This is a genomic window from Sulfitobacter sp. NFXS29 (genome assembly GCF_040148765.1).
Lineage (GTDB): Bacteria > Pseudomonadota > Alphaproteobacteria > Rhodobacterales > Rhodobacteraceae > Sulfitobacter.
In genome coordinates, this window is record NZ_JAGDED010000008.1 from 22,025 (window position 1) to 40,620 (window position 18,596).

An 18,596-nucleotide genomic window follows, 5' to 3' on the forward strand; every position below is an offset into this window, starting at 1 on the left:
CCATGCCAAACCGTGCCCCCTTTCAGATTGCGGGGCATTCCGTTGCCCCCGGCAGCAGCCTTGCGGTCGACCTGCCCGTCTCAATCCTGCCGGATCACACGCCGGTGCATCTGTCGCTCGAGATCTATCACGGCAAACGTCCGGGGCCGACGATGTTCGTCTCTGCCGCCGTGCATGGGGATGAGGTCATCGGCGTTGAGATCACGCGCCGCCTACTGCGCGCGCCGCAGCTCTCCGCCCTGCGCGGTACGCTGATCGTGGTGCCAGTGGTGAACTCCTTTGGCTTTCTCAACCGCTCACGCTACCTGCCCGACCGCCGCGATCTGAACCGTTGTTTCCCTGGCTCGCCTTCGGGCAGCCTTGGCGCGCGGCTGGCGCATATTTTCCTGCAAGAGGTGGTGCTGCGCTGCGACTTTGGTGTCGATCTGCATTCGGCGGCGATCCACCGCACGAACCTGCCGCAGGTGCGTGTTTCGCCCGCGGACAAGGTGACCCATAAGATGGCGATGGATTTCGGCGCGCCGGTGGTGCTGACCTCGCCGCTGCGCGATGGGTCGTTGCGCGCGGTCGCGGCGCGCGAGGGCACGCCGATTCTGCTTTATGAAGCGGGCGAAGGGCTGCGCTTTGACGAGATGGCCGTGCGTGCCGGGCTTGCAGGCATCCTGCGGGTCATGCGCGGCCAAGACATGCTGCCCGCCAAGGGCATCGCCAGCGCCCGCAGTGCGCCCTATATCTGCACCGCTTCCCATTGGCTTCGTGCGCCTGCGGGCGGCCTGCTGCGCACCTTCCGTGCCGAGGGTGAGACGGTGGCCGAAGGCGATCTGCTTGCCATCGTGTCAGACCCCTTTGGCAAAGAAGAGGCCGAACTGCTGGCCGATGCACCGGGCATTCTTATTGGGCGTGCCATTCTGCCGATCGTCAACGAGGGCGACGCGGTCTTTCACCTTGCCAAGCTCAGCCCCCGCGCGGCAGAGGCGACGGTGGATGAACTGGTCAACCAGTTGGAAGAAGACCCGCTCTTTGACGAAGACGAGATCATCTAAATCAGAACCATACCCTGCGCGGGGTCACTCCTCGCGCAGCAGCACTGCCGAGATCGGGACTAAGGCCACATCGCTCGCTCGGTCCTGCAGGCCCCAAAGCAGCAGTGCCGAGACGGTATCGGGCCGTAGCCGGCCCAACATGATCACCGCCCCCTCTTGCCCGGCCTTGAACGCCGCTTGATCGAGGAAGCGGCGGATCACCCGCGCGGTCTGGTCCTTGCTGTCGAAATCGCGAAACACCGGATCCGCAGGCACCCCGGCCTTCCGCGCCAGTTTCGGCATGGTGTTGAGCCCTTTGTCCTGCGTGACCAGCCCGTGGCCGGACTGCGCAAGGATATCCGTTACTTGGTCGGCCAGCGCCCGGCTGCCTTGAAAGCCGCTCTGGGTCCCTTCCAGCACACCGACCACGGGCCCGATCCGCTCGAGCGTGGCGGCAAAGGCTGTCTCGGCGTCGCTCGGCTGTGCGCCCTGCGGCAGATCGACCAGCGCCAAGACCTCAAACCCGGCCTCGCGATAGGTTTCCACCCGTTCCGCCGCGTCCGAGAGGCCGCTGTCGACCGCAAAGCTCAGCGGATAGGGAAAACTGCGCAGCGCGGCCAGCCCGGCGCTGCCCGCGGTGACCGAAGTGCCATCGTCGATCAAGACCACGCTCATCAGCGGCTTGCCCTCGGGCTGGTCACCAGCAAGGCTGTTGACCACCACGGGGCGCGGATCGTCGTTCACAATCTCGTCAGCCTCGGCGGGCTCTGCCGCGGGTGTCGCACCGGGGCGGTTAATCACCACCCCCGTATCACGGTCTGCCAAAGTGTCTGCGGGTGTGCCGATGTTCGGTCGGCCATCGCTCTCCGTATCGCCAGTTTCTGGCGCGGCTTCTGCAGACTGCGGCTCTTCCTCTTCCACCGGCGCGGGGGTGTCTGCTGCGGTGGATTGAGGAGCAGCCTCGGGTGTAGGCGCATCTTCCTCGGCATCAACGACAGGCGGAGTTTCGACGATATCACTCTCCGGTGCCGGTTCCGGCACCGCATCCTCTTCAACGGCAATCTCTTCCGCTGGCAGGGTGATCGCCTCGTCCTCCTCGACCTCCGGCGCTTCCATGCCTTGCGGCGCGTCAAACGCCCCTTCGATATCGGCCACATCCGGCGCAGGCGGCTGCGCGGGTTCGGTGCTGATGGAAAGCTCGTCGGCGGCCTGCGGCGCATCGGGGGCCACGGCCTGCGGATTGGGCAACACCGGTTCTTCCGCGCCCGGAGACATCGGGGTTTGCCCCTCCGGTACCGCGGGGGTGCTAAGCCCCTCTGCGCTGCCGGTCTCTGGCAGGCTGGCCGACGTCTGCGTGTCGGGGTCAAGCGCGGCCAGGCTGTCTTGCTCAGGCACATCGGCACGCGGCGCGGGGGCATTCAACACAGGCGCAGAATCGCGGCTGCGCCCCTGCTCGCCTGCATCGGTCACATTGATCCGCGCCGGGGCGGGACCAGAGCCGGGCGCATCGCCCACCTGCGGCGGCAAGGGCAAGGGCATCATCAACGACACCGCACCGGCCACACCGATGCACGTCACACCCCCCCAAATCAGCCCGCTCAGAACTCCGCGTGCCATCTGCGCTACTCCTGCTGTCTGCGCCATGGCCAGAAAGCCCGGCGTTCCCCTCAATTGGCTTGCCCCAAACTCTTGACGATGGGGTTCAAGCCTGAACATGTATGCCAAAACCTATACCGCGCTCCGGCGCGGTTTCTCCAGTCCTAATACAAAGAAATGCCTGCCTGTGCTGCTGCTCATCGATAACTACGACAGCTTTACCTATAACTTGGTCCACTATCTGGGCAGCCTCGGGGCGGATGTGCAGGTGCACCGCAACGACGCGCTCAGCGTGGACGAAGCGATGGCCATGAACCCCGCCGGTATCTTGCTGTCCCCCGGCCCCTGTGACCCTGACCAAGCGGGGATATGCCTAGAGCTGACCCATGCCGCCGCCGAAGCGCGGGTGCCGCTCTTGGGCGTCTGCCTGGGCCATCAGACCCTTGGCCAAGCCTTTGGCGGCAAGGTCGTGCGTGCGGATGACATTGTGCACGGCAAGCTGGGCCAGATGCAACATGAGGGGCGCGGTGTCTTTGCCGGGCTGCCCTCGCCCTTTGGGGCCACGCGCTATCACTCGCTGGTGGTGGAACGCGCAAGCCTGCCGGAGTGTCTTGAGATCACCGCAGCACTCGAAGACGGCACGATCATGGGTCTGCAACACCGCGACCTGCCGTTGCACGGCGTGCAATTCCATCCAGAATCGATCCGGTCCGAGCATGGTCACGCCCTGCTGCAAAACTTCCTGAATGAGATGAAGGTCCCGGCATGAGTAGCGCGCTGAAACCCTTGCTTGACGCCGCTGCCAACGGGCCGCTCACCTCGGATCAGGCTGTCGAAGCCTTTGAAATCCTCTTCGAAGGCGAAGCCACGCCAAGCCAAATCGGTGGCTTTCTTATGGCCCTGCGCACGCGCGGCGAAACGGTCACCGAATATGCCGCCGCCGCACAGGTCATGCGCAGCAAATGCAATGCCGTGCGCGCGCCCGAAGGGGCAATCGACATCGTCGGCACGGGTGGTGATGGCAAGGGGACGCTGAACATCTCAACCGCCGCCGCCTTTGTGGCCGCGGGCGCAGGTGCGGTGGTGGCCAAACATGGCAACCGCAACCTCAGCTCGAAATCCGGCGCTTCCGACGCGCTGTCGCAGCTTGGTATCAACGTCATGGTCGGCCCTGCGGTGGTTGAGCGTGAATTGGCCGAGGCGGGCATCGGTTTCATGATGGCCCCCATGCATCACCCCGCTGTCGCCCATGTCATGCCTACAAGGTCCGAGCTTGGCACCCGCACGATCTTTAACATCCTCGGCCCGCTCACCAATCCCGCAGGAGTCAAACGCCAGCTTACCGGTGCCTACAGCCGCGATCTGATTGAACCGATGGCGCTGACGCTGAAACAACTCGGCTCTGAAAAAGCGTGGCTCGTGCACGGGTCCGACGGCACGGATGAGCTGACCATCACCGGCGTAAGCTGGGTCGCCGCACTGGAAAACGGCGTGGTTAACTTGCGCGAATTGCACCCCGAAGACGCGGGCCTGCCGGTCCATCCGTTCGAGGCCATCGCCGGGGGTGAACCTGCCGAGAACACAAAACATTTCAAAGCGTTGCTAGACGGCGCTCCATCGGGTTACCGCGACGCTGTGTTGCTTAACGCGGCCTCTGCCTTGGTCGTAGCGGATGTGGCCCCCGATTTGAAAACCGGCGTCGAAATGGCCCGTGAAAGCATCGACAGCGGCGCAGCGCGTGACCGGATCGAAAAAGTGGCGCAGATCAGCCAGTCGAAATGACACCGCCAAGTCACAGCGCGCTTGGCGAATGGGCCGACCTGCCCTTTTTCGCTGAGGACTGGCCGCACATCGCCCAACGGCTAGCTGCCGAGCCGGGTGACATTTTGCCGCCCGCTCCTAAGATATTCGCAGCACTTGAACACCTTCAACCCACAGCGGTAGAGGTGGTGATCCTCGGCCAAGACCCCTATCCCACGCCGGGCCATGCCCACGGCTACGCCTTCTCAGCCGAGCCTTACGTGCGCCCGATGCCGCGTTCTCTTGCCAATATATTCAAAGAGTTACAAGACGATCTTGGCGCATCACCTGAGGACCCCGATCTGCGGTTCTGGGCCGATCAAGGCGTCCTGTTGTTGAACAACGTGCTGACCGTTCCGGCAGGCTGTGCGAATGGACATGCGAAACTCGGTTGGCAGACGCTGACCGCTCAGGTGCTGGCCCGCCTCTCAGATCGCCCCCGCGCCTATCTGCTTTGGGGCGCACATGCCCAGAAGGCCGCGGCGCAGGTTGACCCGGCGCAAAACCTCAAGATCGAGACACCGCACCCATCGCCGCTTTCCGCCCGGCGCGGCTTCTTTGGCTCGCGCCCCTTCAGCCGGGTGAATGACTGGTTGCAGGGCCAAGGCAAGCCCGGCATACATTGGACAAAGCCGTGAGGATGCCATGACCGCCACTATTCTGGAAAAGATCAAAGCCTATAAGCTGGAAGAAATCGCCGCTGCGAAGGCCGAAAAATCGCAGGCTGACATGGAGGCCGCCGCCCGCGCTGCGCCGCCCGTGCGCCCCTTTGCGCAGCGCCTGCACGAAGCCTCCCGCGAGGGCTATGGCCTGATTGCCGAGATCAAAAAAGCCAGCCCGTCGAAAGGGTTGATCCGAGAAGATTTCGAACCCGCCGACCTTGCCCGCGCTTATGCCGCAGGCGGCGCGACCTGCCTATCGGTTTTGACCGATACGCCTAGTTTTCAAGGTGCGAAAGAGTTCTTGGTCGAGGCTCGTGCGGCCTGCGATCTGCCGGTACTGCGCAAAGATTTCCTTTACGACCCCTATCAAGTCGCCGAAGCACGGAGCCTTGGCGCGGACTGCATTCTGATCATCATGGCCTCTGTCTCTGATGCGCAGGCCGCCGAGTTGGAGCAAGCCGCACAGGACTGGGGCATGGATGCGCTGATCGAAGTACATGACGCCGCCGAGCTGGCCCGCGCCGAAAAGCTAACGAGCCGGATGATTGGGATTAATAACCGTAATCTCAATACCTTCGAGACCTCTCTTGATGTAACACGTCAACTCTCCGAAGCGGTCCCGCCTGATCGGATGCTCGTTTGTGAATCCGGCCTCTACACCCCTGCGGACCTCGCCGATATGGCGGTCTATGGCGCACGCTGTTTCTTGATCGGCGAGAGCCTCATGCGGCAAGAAGATGTCGAACAGGCCACCCGCGATCTACTGGCCAGCCCCCTCGTCCCGGGAGGCATGTAATGGCGCTGACGCATTTCGACTCCGAAGGTGACGCGCATATGGTCGATGTCTCGGATAAGGCCGTCACCTCTCGCGTGGCCCAGGCCGAAAGCTACATCAAGATGGCACCCGAAACTCTTGAAATTATTACCGAAGGGCGGGCCAAGAAAGGTGACGTTCTCGGCGTCGCAAGGCTTGCCGGGATCATGGCGGCCAAGCGCACGGCGGATCTGATCCCGCTCTGTCACCCTTTGCCGATCACGAAAGTGAGCGTCGATCTCACCCCCGACGTCACCCTACCGGGGATCCGGATCTCGGCCACCGTTAAGACCACCGGTCAAACCGGCGTGGAGATGGAAGCTCTCACCGCCGCCTCTGTCACCGCGCTCACGGTCTATGACATGGCGAAAGCGGTGGATAAGGCGATGGAAATTGGCGGCACGCGGGTCACATTGAAAGACGGTGGCAAATCAGGCCGTTATGAGGCGACATGATCAGCGTTGAAGCGGCAATGGAGGCTGTTTTAGACCTCGTCACCCCGCTAGAAACCGAAGAAGTGGCTCTGCGGGCCGCAAATGGCCGCGTCTTGTCACGACCCGTGATTGCGCAGCGCAGCCAACCGCCCTTCGCTGCGTCCTCCATGGACGGCTACGCACTGCGCCGGGCTGAGGTCGAGCCCGACGCGATGTTTAAGGTGGTTGGCGAGGCCGCGGCGGGCCATGGCTACGCAGGTACGCTTCGCGCCGGGCAAGCCATCCGCATCTTCACCGGCGCACCGATCCCCGATGGGGCCGATTTCGTGGTGATCCAAGAGGATGTCACCCGGCGGGGCAACCTTATCACCCTCGGCCACCGTGTTGATGACAAAGACAATATCCGCCCTGCGGGGGGTGATTTTACCCAAGGCGAAGAGCTCACCGCCCCGCGCATTCTGCGCCCCGCCGAGGTGGCGTTGCTCGCCGCGATGAACGTCGCGAAAGTGCCCGTCACCCGCAAACCCGTCATCGCGATCCTCGCCACAGGCGATGAACTGGTGCAACCCGGCGAGAGCCCCGGCCCTGACCAGATCATCGCCTCCAACAGCTACGGCCTTGCCGCGATGTTCGAGGATGCAGGCGCCGAGGTGCGTATGCTGCCCATTGCGCGCGACACCGCGGCCTCGCTCAAACAAGCATTCGCCTTGGCCCGCGGCGCGGATCTTATTGTCACGATCGGCGGCGCTTCGGTGGGCGATCACGACCTGATTGCGCCGGTCGCGGCTGAGCTCGGCATGGAGCAGGCTTTCTACAAAGTCGCCATGCGCCCGGGCAAGCCCCTGATGGCAGGCAAAATCGAAGCGTCCGCGATGATCGGTCTGCCGGGAAACCCAGTTTCTGCAATGGTTTGCGGGGCGGTCTTCGTGTTGCCCATGCTGCGGCGGATGTTGGGGCTGCAAGACCTACAAGCCCCCCTGCGCGAAGCGCCCCTCGGGCGCGGCATTGGCCCGAATGGACCGCGAGCGCACTATATGCGAGCCCGGCTTCGCGATGGGGCGCTTTATCCGGATGATCGCCAAGATTCATCCCTTCTGTCCGTCTTGGCACAGGCCGATGCATTGATGGTTCGTCCGCCCGCGGACCCAGCAAGGAATGCCGGAGATATGCAGCGGTACATTTTGATTTAACGCCCGCAGCGGTTGACACAAAACAAGAACATCCCTAGAACAAAAGCAATAAAAGCTTCAGGGGCCGTGCCATGCTGACCAAAAAACAACTCGATTTGCTCTCCTTCATTCATCAGCGCGTGCAGCGCGACGGCGTCCCGCCGAGCTTCGATGAGATGAAATTGGCACTCGATCTGCGGTCAAAATCTGGCATTCACCGTTTGATCACGGCATTGGAGGAACGCGGATTTATCCGGCGCCTTGCCCACCGTGCCCGCGCGATCGAAGTGGTCAAACTTCCGGAAAGCCTCGGCGGTGCGCCTGGTTTCGCCCCGCGCGTGATTGACGGGGATCGCCCCGACACCCCGCCGCCATCTGCTGCGCAATCCGTGACGGCGCAGCACGCCTTTGATGTGCCCGTCATGGGTCGGATCGCTGCCGGTGTTCCGATTGAGGCGATCTCGCAAGTCTCGCACAGCATTACGGTTCCGGGTGGTATGATCGCCGGTCAAGGCGAGCATTACGCGCTTGAAGTGCGGGGCGACTCGATGATTGAGGCGGGCATCAACGATGGCGACATCGTGGTGATCCGCGAGACAGCTGTGGCCGACAACGGCGATATCGTGGTCGCGTTGGTCGAGGATCAAGAGGCGACGTTGAAACGTTTCCGTAGGCAGGGGTCTTCGGTCGCGTTGGAAGCGGCGAATGCGGCCTATGAAACCCGCGTATTGCCCTCGGACAAGGTTAAGGTTCAGGGCCGACTGGTGGGGTTGATCCGTACCTACTGACGCTTTGGCCTGCTGTTCCACAAACGCAGGCCGGCACGGTCCCTAGCGGTGGTGATCTGCCAACCTTGGGACGATTTGGTTAGCGCCAGGGCGCCGGTTTCACGTAAGCGAACGGGATCATAGACCGGGCAGCCCAAAGGCTGGGCTGCCTTCATTTCAACGGATGCCACCACAATTTCTTCTGGCTGGCAGCCGGTAAATGCGGCGACGGCGCGTTTTCCTGAAAGGTGGATGATACCGGCTTTTTGCGCTGCCCACCTTTGGGCGGCCATGGCCTGATCGACGCCGTCGCCGTCATTTTCCAACCAATTGCGGGCAACAAACCCTGCGCCCCGTTCTTTGCTGAGCGCCCTGCCCGCCGGAGTCATTACACCCACCAACGTCCCAGTATCAGCGACAAGCACATCGGGGCGCGTGGCTCCCTGCCAAAGAGCGAATGACAGCAGCATCGCGGGCGCGCCCAACCAGCGCATGCGGCCTTGCCACAGGATGAGCCATAGAAATCCAAGCGACAGAAGCGGCAGCACCCATCCCCCCAGCCCCGGCACGAAACTGCGCGCGCCGGGCAGATGCGCCACCAGATCCGCAACCGATAGTATCCATCTCAGGCCGAGCCCCATCGCCCAAAGCGGGAGCCCTTCGCCCCCGATGGGCGCGAGGACGGCGGCCAGCACGGCGGCGGGGATGACCAAAACGCCCATTAAAGGGACCGAAAGCAGGTTTGCCACCAGCCCGTAATGGGCGACCGTGTTGAAATGCGCGGCGGAGATCGGTGCTGTAGCGAAACCCGCAACGGCCGAAGAGATCACGACAGCAGCGACCGGGCGAAGGCGCTTGGGGATGACCTCACCCTCGAAATCGCGCATCCAGCCAAAAACAGCGACGAGCGCTGTGGTCGCGGCGAAGGACATCTGGAACCCCGGCCCCATCAGCGCCTCGGGGCGCAGGGTCAGCACGATGATCCCCGCCACGGCAACGGCACGCAGCGAAATCGCCCTCCGCCCGATCATCAGCGCGCACAAGGCGACAGCGCACATAATATAGGCCCGCTCGGTCGCGACATTCCCGCCCGAAAGCGCGAGATAACCGGTGGCGGCGATAAGTGCAGCCGCCGCCGCGATGCTGCGGCTGGGCCACCCTGTGGCCGAGACCGGATGCGAAGCGAGGATCAACCGCGCCGCACCAAAGACGACCGCACTGAGCAGTCCCATGTGCAGCCCCGAAATCGCTAATAGATGGGCCAGATTGCTGCTGCGCAGGTTTTGCAGCGCGGCCTGCGAGATGGCGCTGCGGTCGCCGGTGGTGATGGCGGCGGCAAAACCGCCAATGTCACCGGGCAGATGCGCGCGCACCCGTGCCGATGCGGCCATGCGCAGCCGAAACAGGGCCAGTCCGGGGTCTCTTTCGGCTGGCTCTGCGGTCCCCAATAACGGCACCCGGGCATAGCCGACTGCCCCCAGCCCGGCAAACCAAGCGTGGCGCTGAAAATCAAATCCGCCCGGTTCAACAGGGCCCGCAGGCGGCGACAGATGCGCGGTGGTCATCACATGCAGGCCCGGCTTGGGCGCAACCGCGCCGGGGAGTTTCGAGTGGAGCGAGACCCGGACCCGGCTTGGCGTCCGCGCGGGCGGCACACGGTCCAGCCGGACCTGATCAAGCGTGACACGCGGCGCATCCGATTGGCTACGGTCAAGCGCCACAACGCGCCCTTCAACAGCGCCGTAGTAACGCCAGCCGAGCACGGGGGCGCTCATCGAATGCGCCCGAAACGCCGCAAGTAGCAATCCCAGCAGAACCAAGGCCACACCGACCGCGAAGGGTGCAGTGACCTCAGACAAGGCCCGCGCCACAACAGCCAACGCGGCGACGGCGAGTGCGGTGGCCCAAAGCAAAGCGACCGAAGGCTCCGCCGCCAGCGAAAAATACCATCCGATCCCCAAGGCGAGACAGACCGGCACCCAGCCGAACAGATGCCCCCGCTGGCGCAGCATCACGGTGCTGAACTGGTTCCAAAGGCCCATGCTTGCCCCCGCGGATCGCACTGGGTAGACAGACGTCAAATCCTAGGACCGGTAGGGTTACCAAATGGTAAACGCCGCTCCGAACACCATATCTCTGACCGAAAGGCCCACCGCCATGAACGCCCCTGTTGTGACCCGTTTCGCCCCGTCTCCTACCGGGTTCCTGCACATCGGCGGGGCGCGTACCGCCCTGTTTAACTGGCTTTATGCCCGTGGCCGTGGGGGTGAATTCCTGCTGCGCATCGAAGACACCGACCGCGCGCGGTCCACCCCCGAGGCGACGGAGGCGATTCTCGCCGGCATGTCTTGGCTGGGCCTGGATCACGACGGTGAAATCGTCAGCCAGTTCGAAAACGCCCCCCGCCACGCCGAAGTCGCACATGAGCTGCTTGGGGCGGGCAAAGCCTATAAGTGCTTCGCCAGCCAAGAAGAAATCACCGCATTCCGGGAGGCCGCCAAGGCCGAGGGACGCAGCACGCTCTACCGCTCGCCCTGGCGCGACGCCGATCCGGCAAGCCACCCCGACGCGCCCTACGTGATCCGCATCAAGGCCCCGCTGGAAGGCACCACCGTGATCCGTGATCAGGTGCAGGGAGATGTGACCATCCGCAACGATCAGCTTGACGATATGATCCTGCTGCGCTCGGACGGCACGCCGGTCTATATGCTGGCCGTGGTGGTAGACGATCACGACATGGGCGTGACCCATGTGGTGCGCGGCGACGACCACCTCAACAATGCCGCTCGGCAGATGATGATTTATGAGGCGATGGGTTGGGACGTGCCGGTCTGGGCGCATATCCCGCTGATTCACGGTGCAGACGGCAAGAAGCTTTCGAAACGCCACGGGGCCTTGGGGGCGCAGGAATATCAGGTGATGGGCTATCCGGCTGCGGGGATGCGGAACTATCTTGCCCGTCTTGGTTGGAGCCACGGGGACGATGAATTCTTTACCGACGCGCAGGCGCAGGAATGGTTTGACCTTGACGGCATCCGCAAAAGCCCCGCGCAGTTCGACCTGAAAAAGCTCGAAAATCTTTGCGGCCAGCATATCGCGCAGGCCGATGATGCCGCGCTGCGGCGCGAAATCGAAGCCTATCTGGAGGCCGCTGGCCTACCTGCCCTTACGGCACCCCAAGCCGAGGGTTTGAAGCGCGCGATGTATTGCCTCAAAGATCGCGCGAAGACATTCCCGGAACTGCTTGAAAAAGCGGTATTTGTCCTAGCCGAACGCCCAATCACCCCGGATGAGAAAGCGGCAAAGAATCTTGATACGGTATCCCGTGGCATACTGTCGGAATTGACGCCGCAATTGCAAAATGCTAGCTGGAACAAAGAAACGCTGGAGGAGGTACTGAACGGCTTTGCTGCCGCGCATGACACCAAATTTGGCAAGCTGGCGGGGCCCCTTCGGGCGGCTTTGGCTGGCAGGGCAGTCACCCCATCGGTTTTTGACATGATGTTGGTGCTGGGGCGCGAAGAGACCCTTGCCCGACTGACGGACGCCGCGGCCTAAGTTTTGGTTCACCACTTCTTTGGGCGGCAGGTATAACTGAACGGGACAGCCCCATTTGGGGCTAGGCCCAGACGGCGGGGAGCATCTCCGCAGCCTACATTCGGGAAGGGATTTCATGACCAATAAAAATAAAACCGCAACGCTGACGATCGACGATCAGAGCTTTGAGCTGCCGATTCACAGCCCCACCGACGGCCCCGATGTTGTCGACATCCGCAAGCTTTACGCTCAAGCGGGTGTCTTTACCTACGACCCGGGTTTCACCTCGACCGCGGCCTGCGACAGCACGATCACCTTTATTGATGGTGACGAAGGCGTGTTGCTGCACCGTGGCTACCCAATCGAGCAACTGGCGAGCAAATCGCATTACCTCGAAGTTTGCTACCTGTTGCTTTACGGTGAACTGCCCTCCCCCAAGGCGCTCGAAGATTTCGAATGTCTGGTGACCAATCACACCATGCTGCACGAGCAGATGATGAACTTCTTCCGTGGTTTCCGCCGCGACGCGCATCCGATGGCGATCATGGTGGGCGTGGTCGGCGCGATGTCGGCCTTCTATCACGACAGCACCGACATCAACGATGAGCACCAGCGCGAAGTCGCGACGATCCGTCTGATTGCCAAGATGCCGACCATCGCGGCAATGGCCTATAAATACACCATCGGCCAGCCCTTCGTTTATCCGCGCAACGATCTGGACTATGCGTCGAACTTCCTGCGCATGTGCTTTGCCGTTCCGGCCGAAGACCATGAGGTAAACCCGATCCTGAGCCGCGCGATGGACCGGATCTTTACCCTCCACGCAGACCACGAGCAGAACGCCTCGACCTCGACCGTGCGTCTGGCGTCTTCTTCCGGCGCGAACCCCTTCGCTTGTATCGCCGCCGGCATTGCCTGCCTTTGGGGTCCGGCGCATGGTGGTGCGAACCAAGCCTGCTTGGAAATGCTCAAGGAAATCGGCACGCCCGATCGCATTCCTGAGTTCATCGCCCGCGCCAAGGACAAGAACGATCCCTTCCGCCTGATGGGCTTTGGCCACCGCGTTTACAAAAACCACGACCCGCGCGCGACCGTGATGAAGGAAAGCGCCGACGAGGTTCTGGAGCTGATGGGTGTTGAAAACAACCCGATCCTTCAGGTCGCCAAGGAACTGGAAAAGGCCGCGTTGGAAGACCCGTATTTCGCGGAGAAGAAACTCTTCCCGAACGTGGATTTCTATTCCGGCATCATCCTCGAAGCGATGGGCTTCCCCACATCGATGTTTACCCCGATCTTCGCACTGGCGCGGACCGTGGGCTGGATCTCGCAGTGGAAAGAGCAGATCAGCGATCCGCAGCTTAAAATCGGTCGTCCGCGTCAGCTTTATCTTGGTGAAGACAAGCGCGACTACGTCGATATCGAGAACCGCTGAACCAACCGTCAGTGACATCGCAAACGCCCCGGACTTCCGGGGCGTTTCGCATTTTTCCCCGACCCTGCAAACGGCACCCGCGTTGGACGTTGTTGACCCTAGGGCAACAATTGAGATGCGATGCGGCGTGCGAATACCCTGGCTCCGAATCGCGTAAATCAACGCCACTTCTCGCTGCGTATGCAATGGGTCCGAAAAACAGTGAATGTTTCCAAGCGTTTTGCCAGTTGCGAAACACCGAGGCGCAAATTACGGCCAAATTACGGCACTGTTTCGCCCCGCGTGACAATGGCCCAGTCCCGCTTGACGGGAATCCCCCTGCGACGATACCCTCACATCAAGAGGCCTTTTCGGGGTGGGAAAGGCATCATCGCGGCACTGCATTGAGGGATTTCCCCTCTCGCGGTCCGGCTGGAGTCCGCCCCAAAGGTAGATGACATTTGGCAGCTTAGCAGCCCGCCCGCGACGAAGGACAGCACGATGACCGGATCAGAACGGACCAAAGGGCTTCGCTGGGACTGCGCCACCGGTCTGACGCCCGCCAAGGCCAGCGAAATCCCCGGCCCTCAGGGTGCTCTGGTGCCCGACACGCTGCATGATTGCGATCAGATCGCGGTGGTCTATGACAAGGGCCAGACCCCGCCACGGATCACCATCGCGCAGGTGTCGAACTCCGTGCATACGGTTTTGGCGGATGGGGTCGCGGTGGCTGTGGTGGCGCGGGCCCATGGCCCGGCACCTTCGGCAAGCGATGTGCTTTTGGTCGAGCGGAGCTGCTAGCCTTACCGCCCCTGAAACTTCGGGCTGCGCTTTTGGGTAAAAGCCGTGACCCCTTCGGCGAAATCTTGTGACTTTCCGCAGCGGCCCTGCGCTTCGGCCTCCAGCGACAGTTGATCCTCTAACCCATTGCCCCAAGACGCCCGGATCGCCTTCTTGGCCTCCGCATAGGCCGCTGTAGGGCCGGCGGCCAATTGCGCGGCCTTGGCCCGCCAATGGGCGTCGAATTCGGCATCCGGTACGGCTTGCCAGATCATGCCCCAGTCATCGGCCTGCCGCGCGGTGATCTTATCGGCGAAAAGGGCCGCGCCCATCGCCTTGGCCATGCCCATCTGACGCGGCAGCGCATAGGTGCCGCCCGCGTCAGGGATCAGGCCAATGCGGGTGAATGCCTGCATAAAATAAGCACTCTCACTGGCAAAGACGACATCGGCGGCCAACGCGATATTCGCCCCCGCCCCCGCCGCCGGGCCGTTCACCGCGGCGATGGTCGGCACGGGGCAGTTGATGATGGCGCGCAGCAGCGGGGCATATTCTTCGCGCAGCGTTTTCTCCAGATCAGCGACGCCGCCTGCCCGGTCGGCCAAGTCCTGCCCCGAGCAAAAGGCCCGGCCCGCCCCTGTCAGGACCACGACCCGCGCGGCGCGCCCGCCTTCGGTCACCGCATGGGTCAGCTCCGCCCGCATTTGGGTGGTCAGCGCATTCATCTTGTCGGCGCGGTTCAGCGTGATCAGCGCGACATCATCGGTCAGCGCATAGGTGATCGTTTCATAGTCCATCTTGCTATCCTTGATTGCTTGGCCGCAGCATATCAAAGCAAGTTGTCACTGCCAGTACAACGGCGCGTCAGCGGTCGAGAATATCGCGCAGGCGGGCTTCTTCCTCGGGCGAGAGTGGTGCCTCGGTCGGGGTTTTGCTGCGGGCACGGCCCCGCAGATAGACCACGCCCAGCCCCCCGGCCAGCAAAAGCATCAGCGGCCCCGCGCCCCACAGCAGCCAATTGGCCCCCGTGGCTTGCGGGTTCAGCAGGACATATTCACCGTAGCGGTCGACGATGAAATCAACCGCTTCCTCATCGCTGTCGCCTAACACCAACCGCTCGCGCAGCAGAATTCGCAGATCGCGCGCAAGGCTTGCGTTGCTCTCATCGATGCTTTCGTTACGGCAAACGAGGCAGCGGAGACCTTGGCTCAGCTCCCGCGCGCGGGCTTCCAGTGCGGGATCGTCCAACACCTCGTCAGGCTGAACCGCCCAGAGGGGGCTTGCCAGCAGGGTCAGGATCAGCAGCAGCCGCTTCATTCCGCAGGCACCCCTGCTGGTTGCTTGCGTGCGCCCGCCGCGACACGGAAGCGCCGATCGCTCAGGCTCAGTACCCCCCCAAGCGCCATCAGCGCACAACCGATCCAAATCCAATTGGTCATCGGTTTGATATAGGTCCGCACAGCCCAACCGCCGCCGTCCTGCGCATCGCCGATCACCACATAGATGTCCCGGGCGAGGTTATAATCGATCGCCGCCTCGGTCGTCGGCATCTGCGCCACGGGGTAGAACCGCTTTTCTGGCCGCAGGGTCGAGATCACATCGCCCTCCTGCGCCAGCGTGATCTCGGCCATGGTGCTGAGGTAGTTCGGCCCCCTGACCTCACTCACGTCGCGGAGGGTCAGCGTATAGCTGCCCACGTCAAAAGGCTCATCAATCCGGGCCACGCGGATGTCATCCACGGCCCAAGCCATCAGCCCCGCGATCCCGGCCATGGTGATGCCCAGCCCACCATGCGCCGTGGCCTTGCCCCAATCTGCGCGCGGCAGACGCCGCAGACGGCGCAATTTACCCGGGCCGCGGCCCAGACGCTGCATCACATCCACCGCAGTGCCCATCAGCAGCCATGCCCCAAGGAACATGCCCACAGGCCCCAACAGCCCGCGTCCAGACTGCATGGCAAAGGCCAAGCCCCCAAGCGCCAGCGCCAAGAGGAAGACATAGCGCAGCGGATATAGCGCACGCATGATCTTGGCCCGTTTCCACGGCATCGCGCTGCCGATCGGCAGGATCAGTCCAAGCGCTACCATGAAAGGAGTAAATGCAGCGTTAAAGAATGGCGGTCCGACACTTAGTTTGCGGTCAAGGAACATCTCGGCCACCAGCGGCCACATGGTGCCCACGAAGACCACGAAACAGGCCACGGCGAGCAGCAGATTGTTCACCACGAGGGCCGTCTCGCGGCTCAGCAGGCCAAAGACGCCCTTGGCCTCAAGCGCAGATGCGCGCAGCGAGTAAAGCACCAGCGCCCCGCCGGTGAAAGACCCCAGAATGGCCAGAATAAAGACCCCGCGCTCAGGGTCGTTGGCAAAAGCATGGACCGAAGTCAGCAGACCGGAGCGCACGATAAAGGTGCCGATCAGCGAAAAACCGAAAGCAAGGATCGCCAGCAGGATTGTCCAGCTTTTCAAGCTCTCGCGTTTTTCGACCACAATCGCCGAATGCAGCAGCGCCGCCGCCAAGAGCCAGGGCATGAAGCTCGCGTTCTCGACCGGATCCCAGAACCAGAAACCGCCCCACCCAAGCTCATAATAGGCCCACCAAGACCCAAGCGCGATGCCGATGGTCAAGAAGACCCAAGCCGCCAGTGTCCAAGGCCGCACCCAACGGCCCCAAGCCGCATCCACACGCCCCTCAATCAACGCCGCCACGGCAAAGCTGAAGGCCATGCTGAGGCCGACATAGCCCAGATAGAGAAATGGCGGATGAAAGGCCAAACCCGGGTCTTGCAGCAGCGGGTTCAAGTCTTGGCCATCAAAAGGCGGCGTGCCCATGCGCAGAAAGGGGTTCGAGGTAAAAAGGATAAACGCCAGAAAAGCCACGCCAATCGCGGCTTGGACCGAGAGCACCCGCGCGCGCAAGCGCGGCGGCAGATTGCCGCCAAACCACGCGGCCATCGCTCCGAAAAGCGCCACGATCAGCACCCAAAGCAGCATGGAGCCCTCGTGATTGCCCCATGTGCCGCTAATTTTATACAGCATCGGCTTGGCGGAATGGCTGTTGGCCACCACCAGTTGCAAGCTGAAATCCGAGGTGATGAAGGCCCACATCAGTGCGCCAAAGGACAGGGCAATGAGGATGAACTGCGCCGCCGCCGCCGGTTCGGCCATCGCCATCCAAGCAGCACGGCCCCGCCAAGCGCCCCACATCGGCACCACCATCTGTACAAGGGCCACGCCAAAGGCGAGCACAAGCGCGAAATGTCCAAGCTCTGTAATCATGGGCCGGACTATAGGGGGCCTAAGCCCCCTAAGCCATGGCAAATCAAACGTGGAAAACGGTCAATCGGTCGCAGTCAGGCGCGGCTGCGGCGCCATGCGTCTAGGGCCGGATTCTCCGACGGGGTGACTGCGGCAAGGGCCAAGCGGCTGTCGGCACCGGTGGCGGCAACCTGCGGGCTGTCGGCACGCAATTTGCGCAGCGTCTCAATATTCTCCACCACCTGCGGCACCCGCGCGATGGTGCCCACGATGGCGCGCTGAAACTCCTGCGACTTCATCTGCTGCCGCGCCCCGAAGTAGAAGGACACGATCACGCCCAACAGCCACCAAAGCGGCTCTGGCACCAGTGCAATGCCCTGCATCCGTTCGGCAAACCACAAAGGGTTAACCATGGCTGTGATGAACAGCCCCAAGGTGCCGAGCGCAAGCATTGGGCGGGGCAAACGGTTGATCCCATCCATAAAGCGGTCAAAGCCGCCCTGCCGAGCTTGGGCGAACTCCGCCCCATATTGCGCCATTGCTTGGCCTCGCACCGCATGGGCACGCCGCGCCCCGGCCTCGGCATTTTCGCGGAACACTTCGACAGTGTCGCGGATGACATTTCGCTCGCCGCCGAAAACCGTCGTGAAGATACGTTCGATCAGCCCCATTGTGCCACCCTCCGTGCGAAATCTGCGTCGCTCATGTGATATTGCGGTGCGATGAACTCTTCGGCGCGCCGGATCCAGCCGCCCTTGCCGCCTGCCCGGCTGCGCGCGTATTTGCGGCTGGCGGGGCGACGGTCGGCGAGACGGAAGTAGTAGTTGCGCCGCGCGATGCCGTAGGCGTCGACCAGATGATCGGGTGCGGCCTGCCATGCGGCTTGGGCGGCGCGGATCGTCTGCGGCCCGATGGCCCCGTCAACCGCGATCTCCTGCCCCATCTCGCGCAGCAAGCTTTGCAGGATCTTCACCGCATTGCTGCCCGCATTAACATACATGTCAAAAACGCTCGGCTGCAATGGCGCGGGCAATTCCGCGATGCGCGGGGCGTTGAAGTAATGTCTGACAAAGATATCCACTGCCTGCGCGCGGCTAAGACGGCGCACATCGACCACATCGACCGCCCCATCCCCCGTCAGGTCCAGCCTCAATCGGCGCATGGTATGGATCGTCACCCCGAATTTCGTCGCCCCGCCGGGGTCATCGGGATCATTCACAAAGCCGCCCTCCCGGGCGACGATGGCGCTGGCGATCTCTCGGACGGTCTGCATCGCGGGCTCTCCTGTCTTGGGTGCAAACAGGCTCGGCCGGATGGGTTAACGGGGGCTCAGCCCCGCGTGCGTTG

18 protein-coding genes are annotated in these 18,596 nt (G+C 62.7%); 11 read left to right on the top strand and 7 right to left on the bottom strand.

Annotated features, from left to right (window positions below):
- Window positions 1–2 precede the first annotated feature (2 nt).
- Window positions 3–1,043 carry a succinylglutamate desuccinylase/aspartoacylase family protein gene (locus tag J3456_RS13125; RefSeq protein ID WP_067935596.1) on the top strand — a complete coding sequence of 347 codons (1,041 nt, stop codon included), beginning with the start codon at window positions 3–5 and terminating at the stop codon, window positions 1,041–1,043.
- A 24-nt stretch (window positions 1,044–1,067) separates the two neighbouring features.
- Here the strand turns inward: J3456_RS13125 and J3456_RS13130 are convergent, their stop codons facing one another.
- A complete protein-coding gene (locus tag J3456_RS13130; RefSeq protein ID WP_349580626.1) occupies window positions 1,068–2,639 on the bottom strand; it encodes a divergent polysaccharide deacetylase family protein in 1,572 nt (523 codons plus the stop codon).
- A gap of 166 nt (window positions 2,640–2,805) precedes the next feature.
- On the opposite strand from J3456_RS13130, the gene J3456_RS13135 reads away from it, so the two are divergent.
- The 7 genes from J3456_RS13135 (at window position 2,806) to lexA (ending at window position 8,285) form a co-directional block, all read left to right on the top strand.
- Complete coding sequence (locus J3456_RS13135; RefSeq protein WP_132443498.1) at window positions 2,806–3,387, top strand: anthranilate synthase component II; 582 nt, start codon at window positions 2,806–2,808, stop codon at window positions 3,385–3,387.
- Entirely contained in the window at window positions 3,384–4,400 is a 1,017-nt protein-coding gene (gene trpD / locus J3456_RS13140) for an anthranilate phosphoribosyltransferase (RefSeq protein ID WP_349580627.1), read from the top strand. The genes J3456_RS13135 and trpD overlap by 4 nt, the downstream gene beginning before the upstream one ends.
- Window positions 4,397–5,056, top strand: a complete 660-nt coding sequence (locus tag J3456_RS13145; protein ID WP_349580628.1) for a uracil-DNA glycosylase — start codon at window positions 4,397–4,399, stop codon at window positions 5,054–5,056. The genes trpD and J3456_RS13145 overlap by 4 nt, the downstream gene beginning before the upstream one ends.
- A gap of 7 nt (window positions 5,057–5,063) precedes the next feature.
- On the top strand, window positions 5,064–5,876 hold the full coding sequence (gene trpC, locus J3456_RS13150; RefSeq protein ID WP_349580629.1) for an indole-3-glycerol phosphate synthase TrpC: 813 nt from the start codon (window positions 5,064–5,066) through the stop codon (window positions 5,874–5,876).
- Window positions 5,876–6,349: a cyclic pyranopterin monophosphate synthase MoaC gene (gene moaC / locus J3456_RS13155; RefSeq protein ID WP_349580630.1), complete on the top strand. Its 474-nt coding sequence runs from the start codon at window positions 5,876–5,878 to the stop codon at window positions 6,347–6,349. The genes trpC and moaC overlap by 1 nt, the downstream gene beginning before the upstream one ends.
- The gene (locus J3456_RS13160) at window positions 6,346–7,518 is read left to right on the top strand and encodes a molybdopterin molybdotransferase MoeA (protein ID WP_349580631.1); all 1,173 of its coding nucleotides are present in this window, start codon (window positions 6,346–6,348) and stop codon (window positions 7,516–7,518) included. Before moaC ends, J3456_RS13160 begins: the two co-directional genes overlap by 4 nt.
- 71 nt (window positions 7,519–7,589) lie before the next feature.
- Complete coding sequence (gene lexA / locus J3456_RS13165; RefSeq protein ID WP_349580632.1) at window positions 7,590–8,285, top strand: transcriptional repressor LexA; 696 nt, start codon at window positions 7,590–7,592, stop codon at window positions 8,283–8,285.
- Here lexA and J3456_RS13170 read toward each other — a convergent pair.
- Window positions 8,279–10,306: a ComEC/Rec2 family competence protein gene (locus J3456_RS13170; RefSeq protein ID WP_349580633.1), complete on the bottom strand. Its 2,028-nt coding sequence runs from the start codon at window positions 10,304–10,306 to the stop codon at window positions 8,279–8,281. The genes lexA and J3456_RS13170 overlap by 7 nt on opposite strands.
- A gap of 115 nt (window positions 10,307–10,421) precedes the next feature.
- On the opposite strand from J3456_RS13170, the gene gltX reads away from it, so the two are divergent.
- From gltX to J3456_RS13185, 3 genes are all read left to right on the top strand, one after another.
- Window positions 10,422–11,822, top strand: a complete 1,401-nt coding sequence (gene gltX, locus J3456_RS13175) for a glutamate--tRNA ligase (protein WP_349580634.1) — start codon at window positions 10,422–10,424, stop codon at window positions 11,820–11,822.
- Window positions 11,823–11,937: 115 nt separating this feature from the next.
- A complete protein-coding gene (locus J3456_RS13180; protein WP_349580635.1) occupies window positions 11,938–13,233 on the top strand; it encodes a citrate synthase in 1,296 nt (431 codons plus the stop codon).
- 480 nt (window positions 13,234–13,713) lie between these two features.
- Window positions 13,714–14,013 carry a hypothetical protein gene (locus tag J3456_RS13185; protein ID WP_349580636.1) on the top strand — a complete coding sequence of 100 codons (300 nt, stop codon included), beginning with the start codon at window positions 13,714–13,716 and terminating at the stop codon, window positions 14,011–14,013.
- Between the two features lie 2 nt (window positions 14,014–14,015).
- On the opposite strand, the gene J3456_RS13190 is transcribed toward J3456_RS13185, so the two are convergent.
- The 5 genes from J3456_RS13190 to J3456_RS13210 all read right to left on the bottom strand — a co-directional run bounded on the left by J3456_RS13190 (window position 14,016) and on the right by J3456_RS13210 (window position 18,522).
- A complete protein-coding gene (locus J3456_RS13190; RefSeq protein ID WP_349580637.1) occupies window positions 14,016–14,789 on the bottom strand; it encodes an enoyl-CoA hydratase-related protein in 774 nt (257 codons plus the stop codon).
- 67 nt (window positions 14,790–14,856) lie between these two features.
- Window positions 14,857–15,309: a cytochrome c-type biogenesis protein gene (locus J3456_RS13195; protein ID WP_349580638.1), complete on the bottom strand. Its 453-nt coding sequence runs from the start codon at window positions 15,307–15,309 to the stop codon at window positions 14,857–14,859.
- Window positions 15,306–17,270 (bottom strand): heme lyase CcmF/NrfE family subunit, encoded by a 1,965-nt coding sequence (locus J3456_RS13200; protein ID WP_120350938.1) that lies wholly within the window; start codon window positions 17,268–17,270, stop codon window positions 15,306–15,308. Before J3456_RS13200 ends, J3456_RS13195 begins: the two co-directional genes overlap by 4 nt.
- Window positions 17,271–17,344: 74 nt before the next feature.
- The gene (locus tag J3456_RS13205; protein ID WP_349580639.1) at window positions 17,345–17,920 is read right to left on the bottom strand and encodes a holin family protein; all 576 of its coding nucleotides are present in this window, start codon (window positions 17,918–17,920) and stop codon (window positions 17,345–17,347) included.
- A complete protein-coding gene (locus J3456_RS13210; protein ID WP_349580640.1) occupies window positions 17,911–18,522 on the bottom strand; it encodes a holin-associated N-acetylmuramidase in 612 nt (203 codons plus the stop codon). The genes J3456_RS13205 and J3456_RS13210 overlap by 10 nt, the downstream gene beginning before the upstream one ends.
- Between the last annotated feature and the right edge of the window lie 74 nt (window positions 18,523–18,596).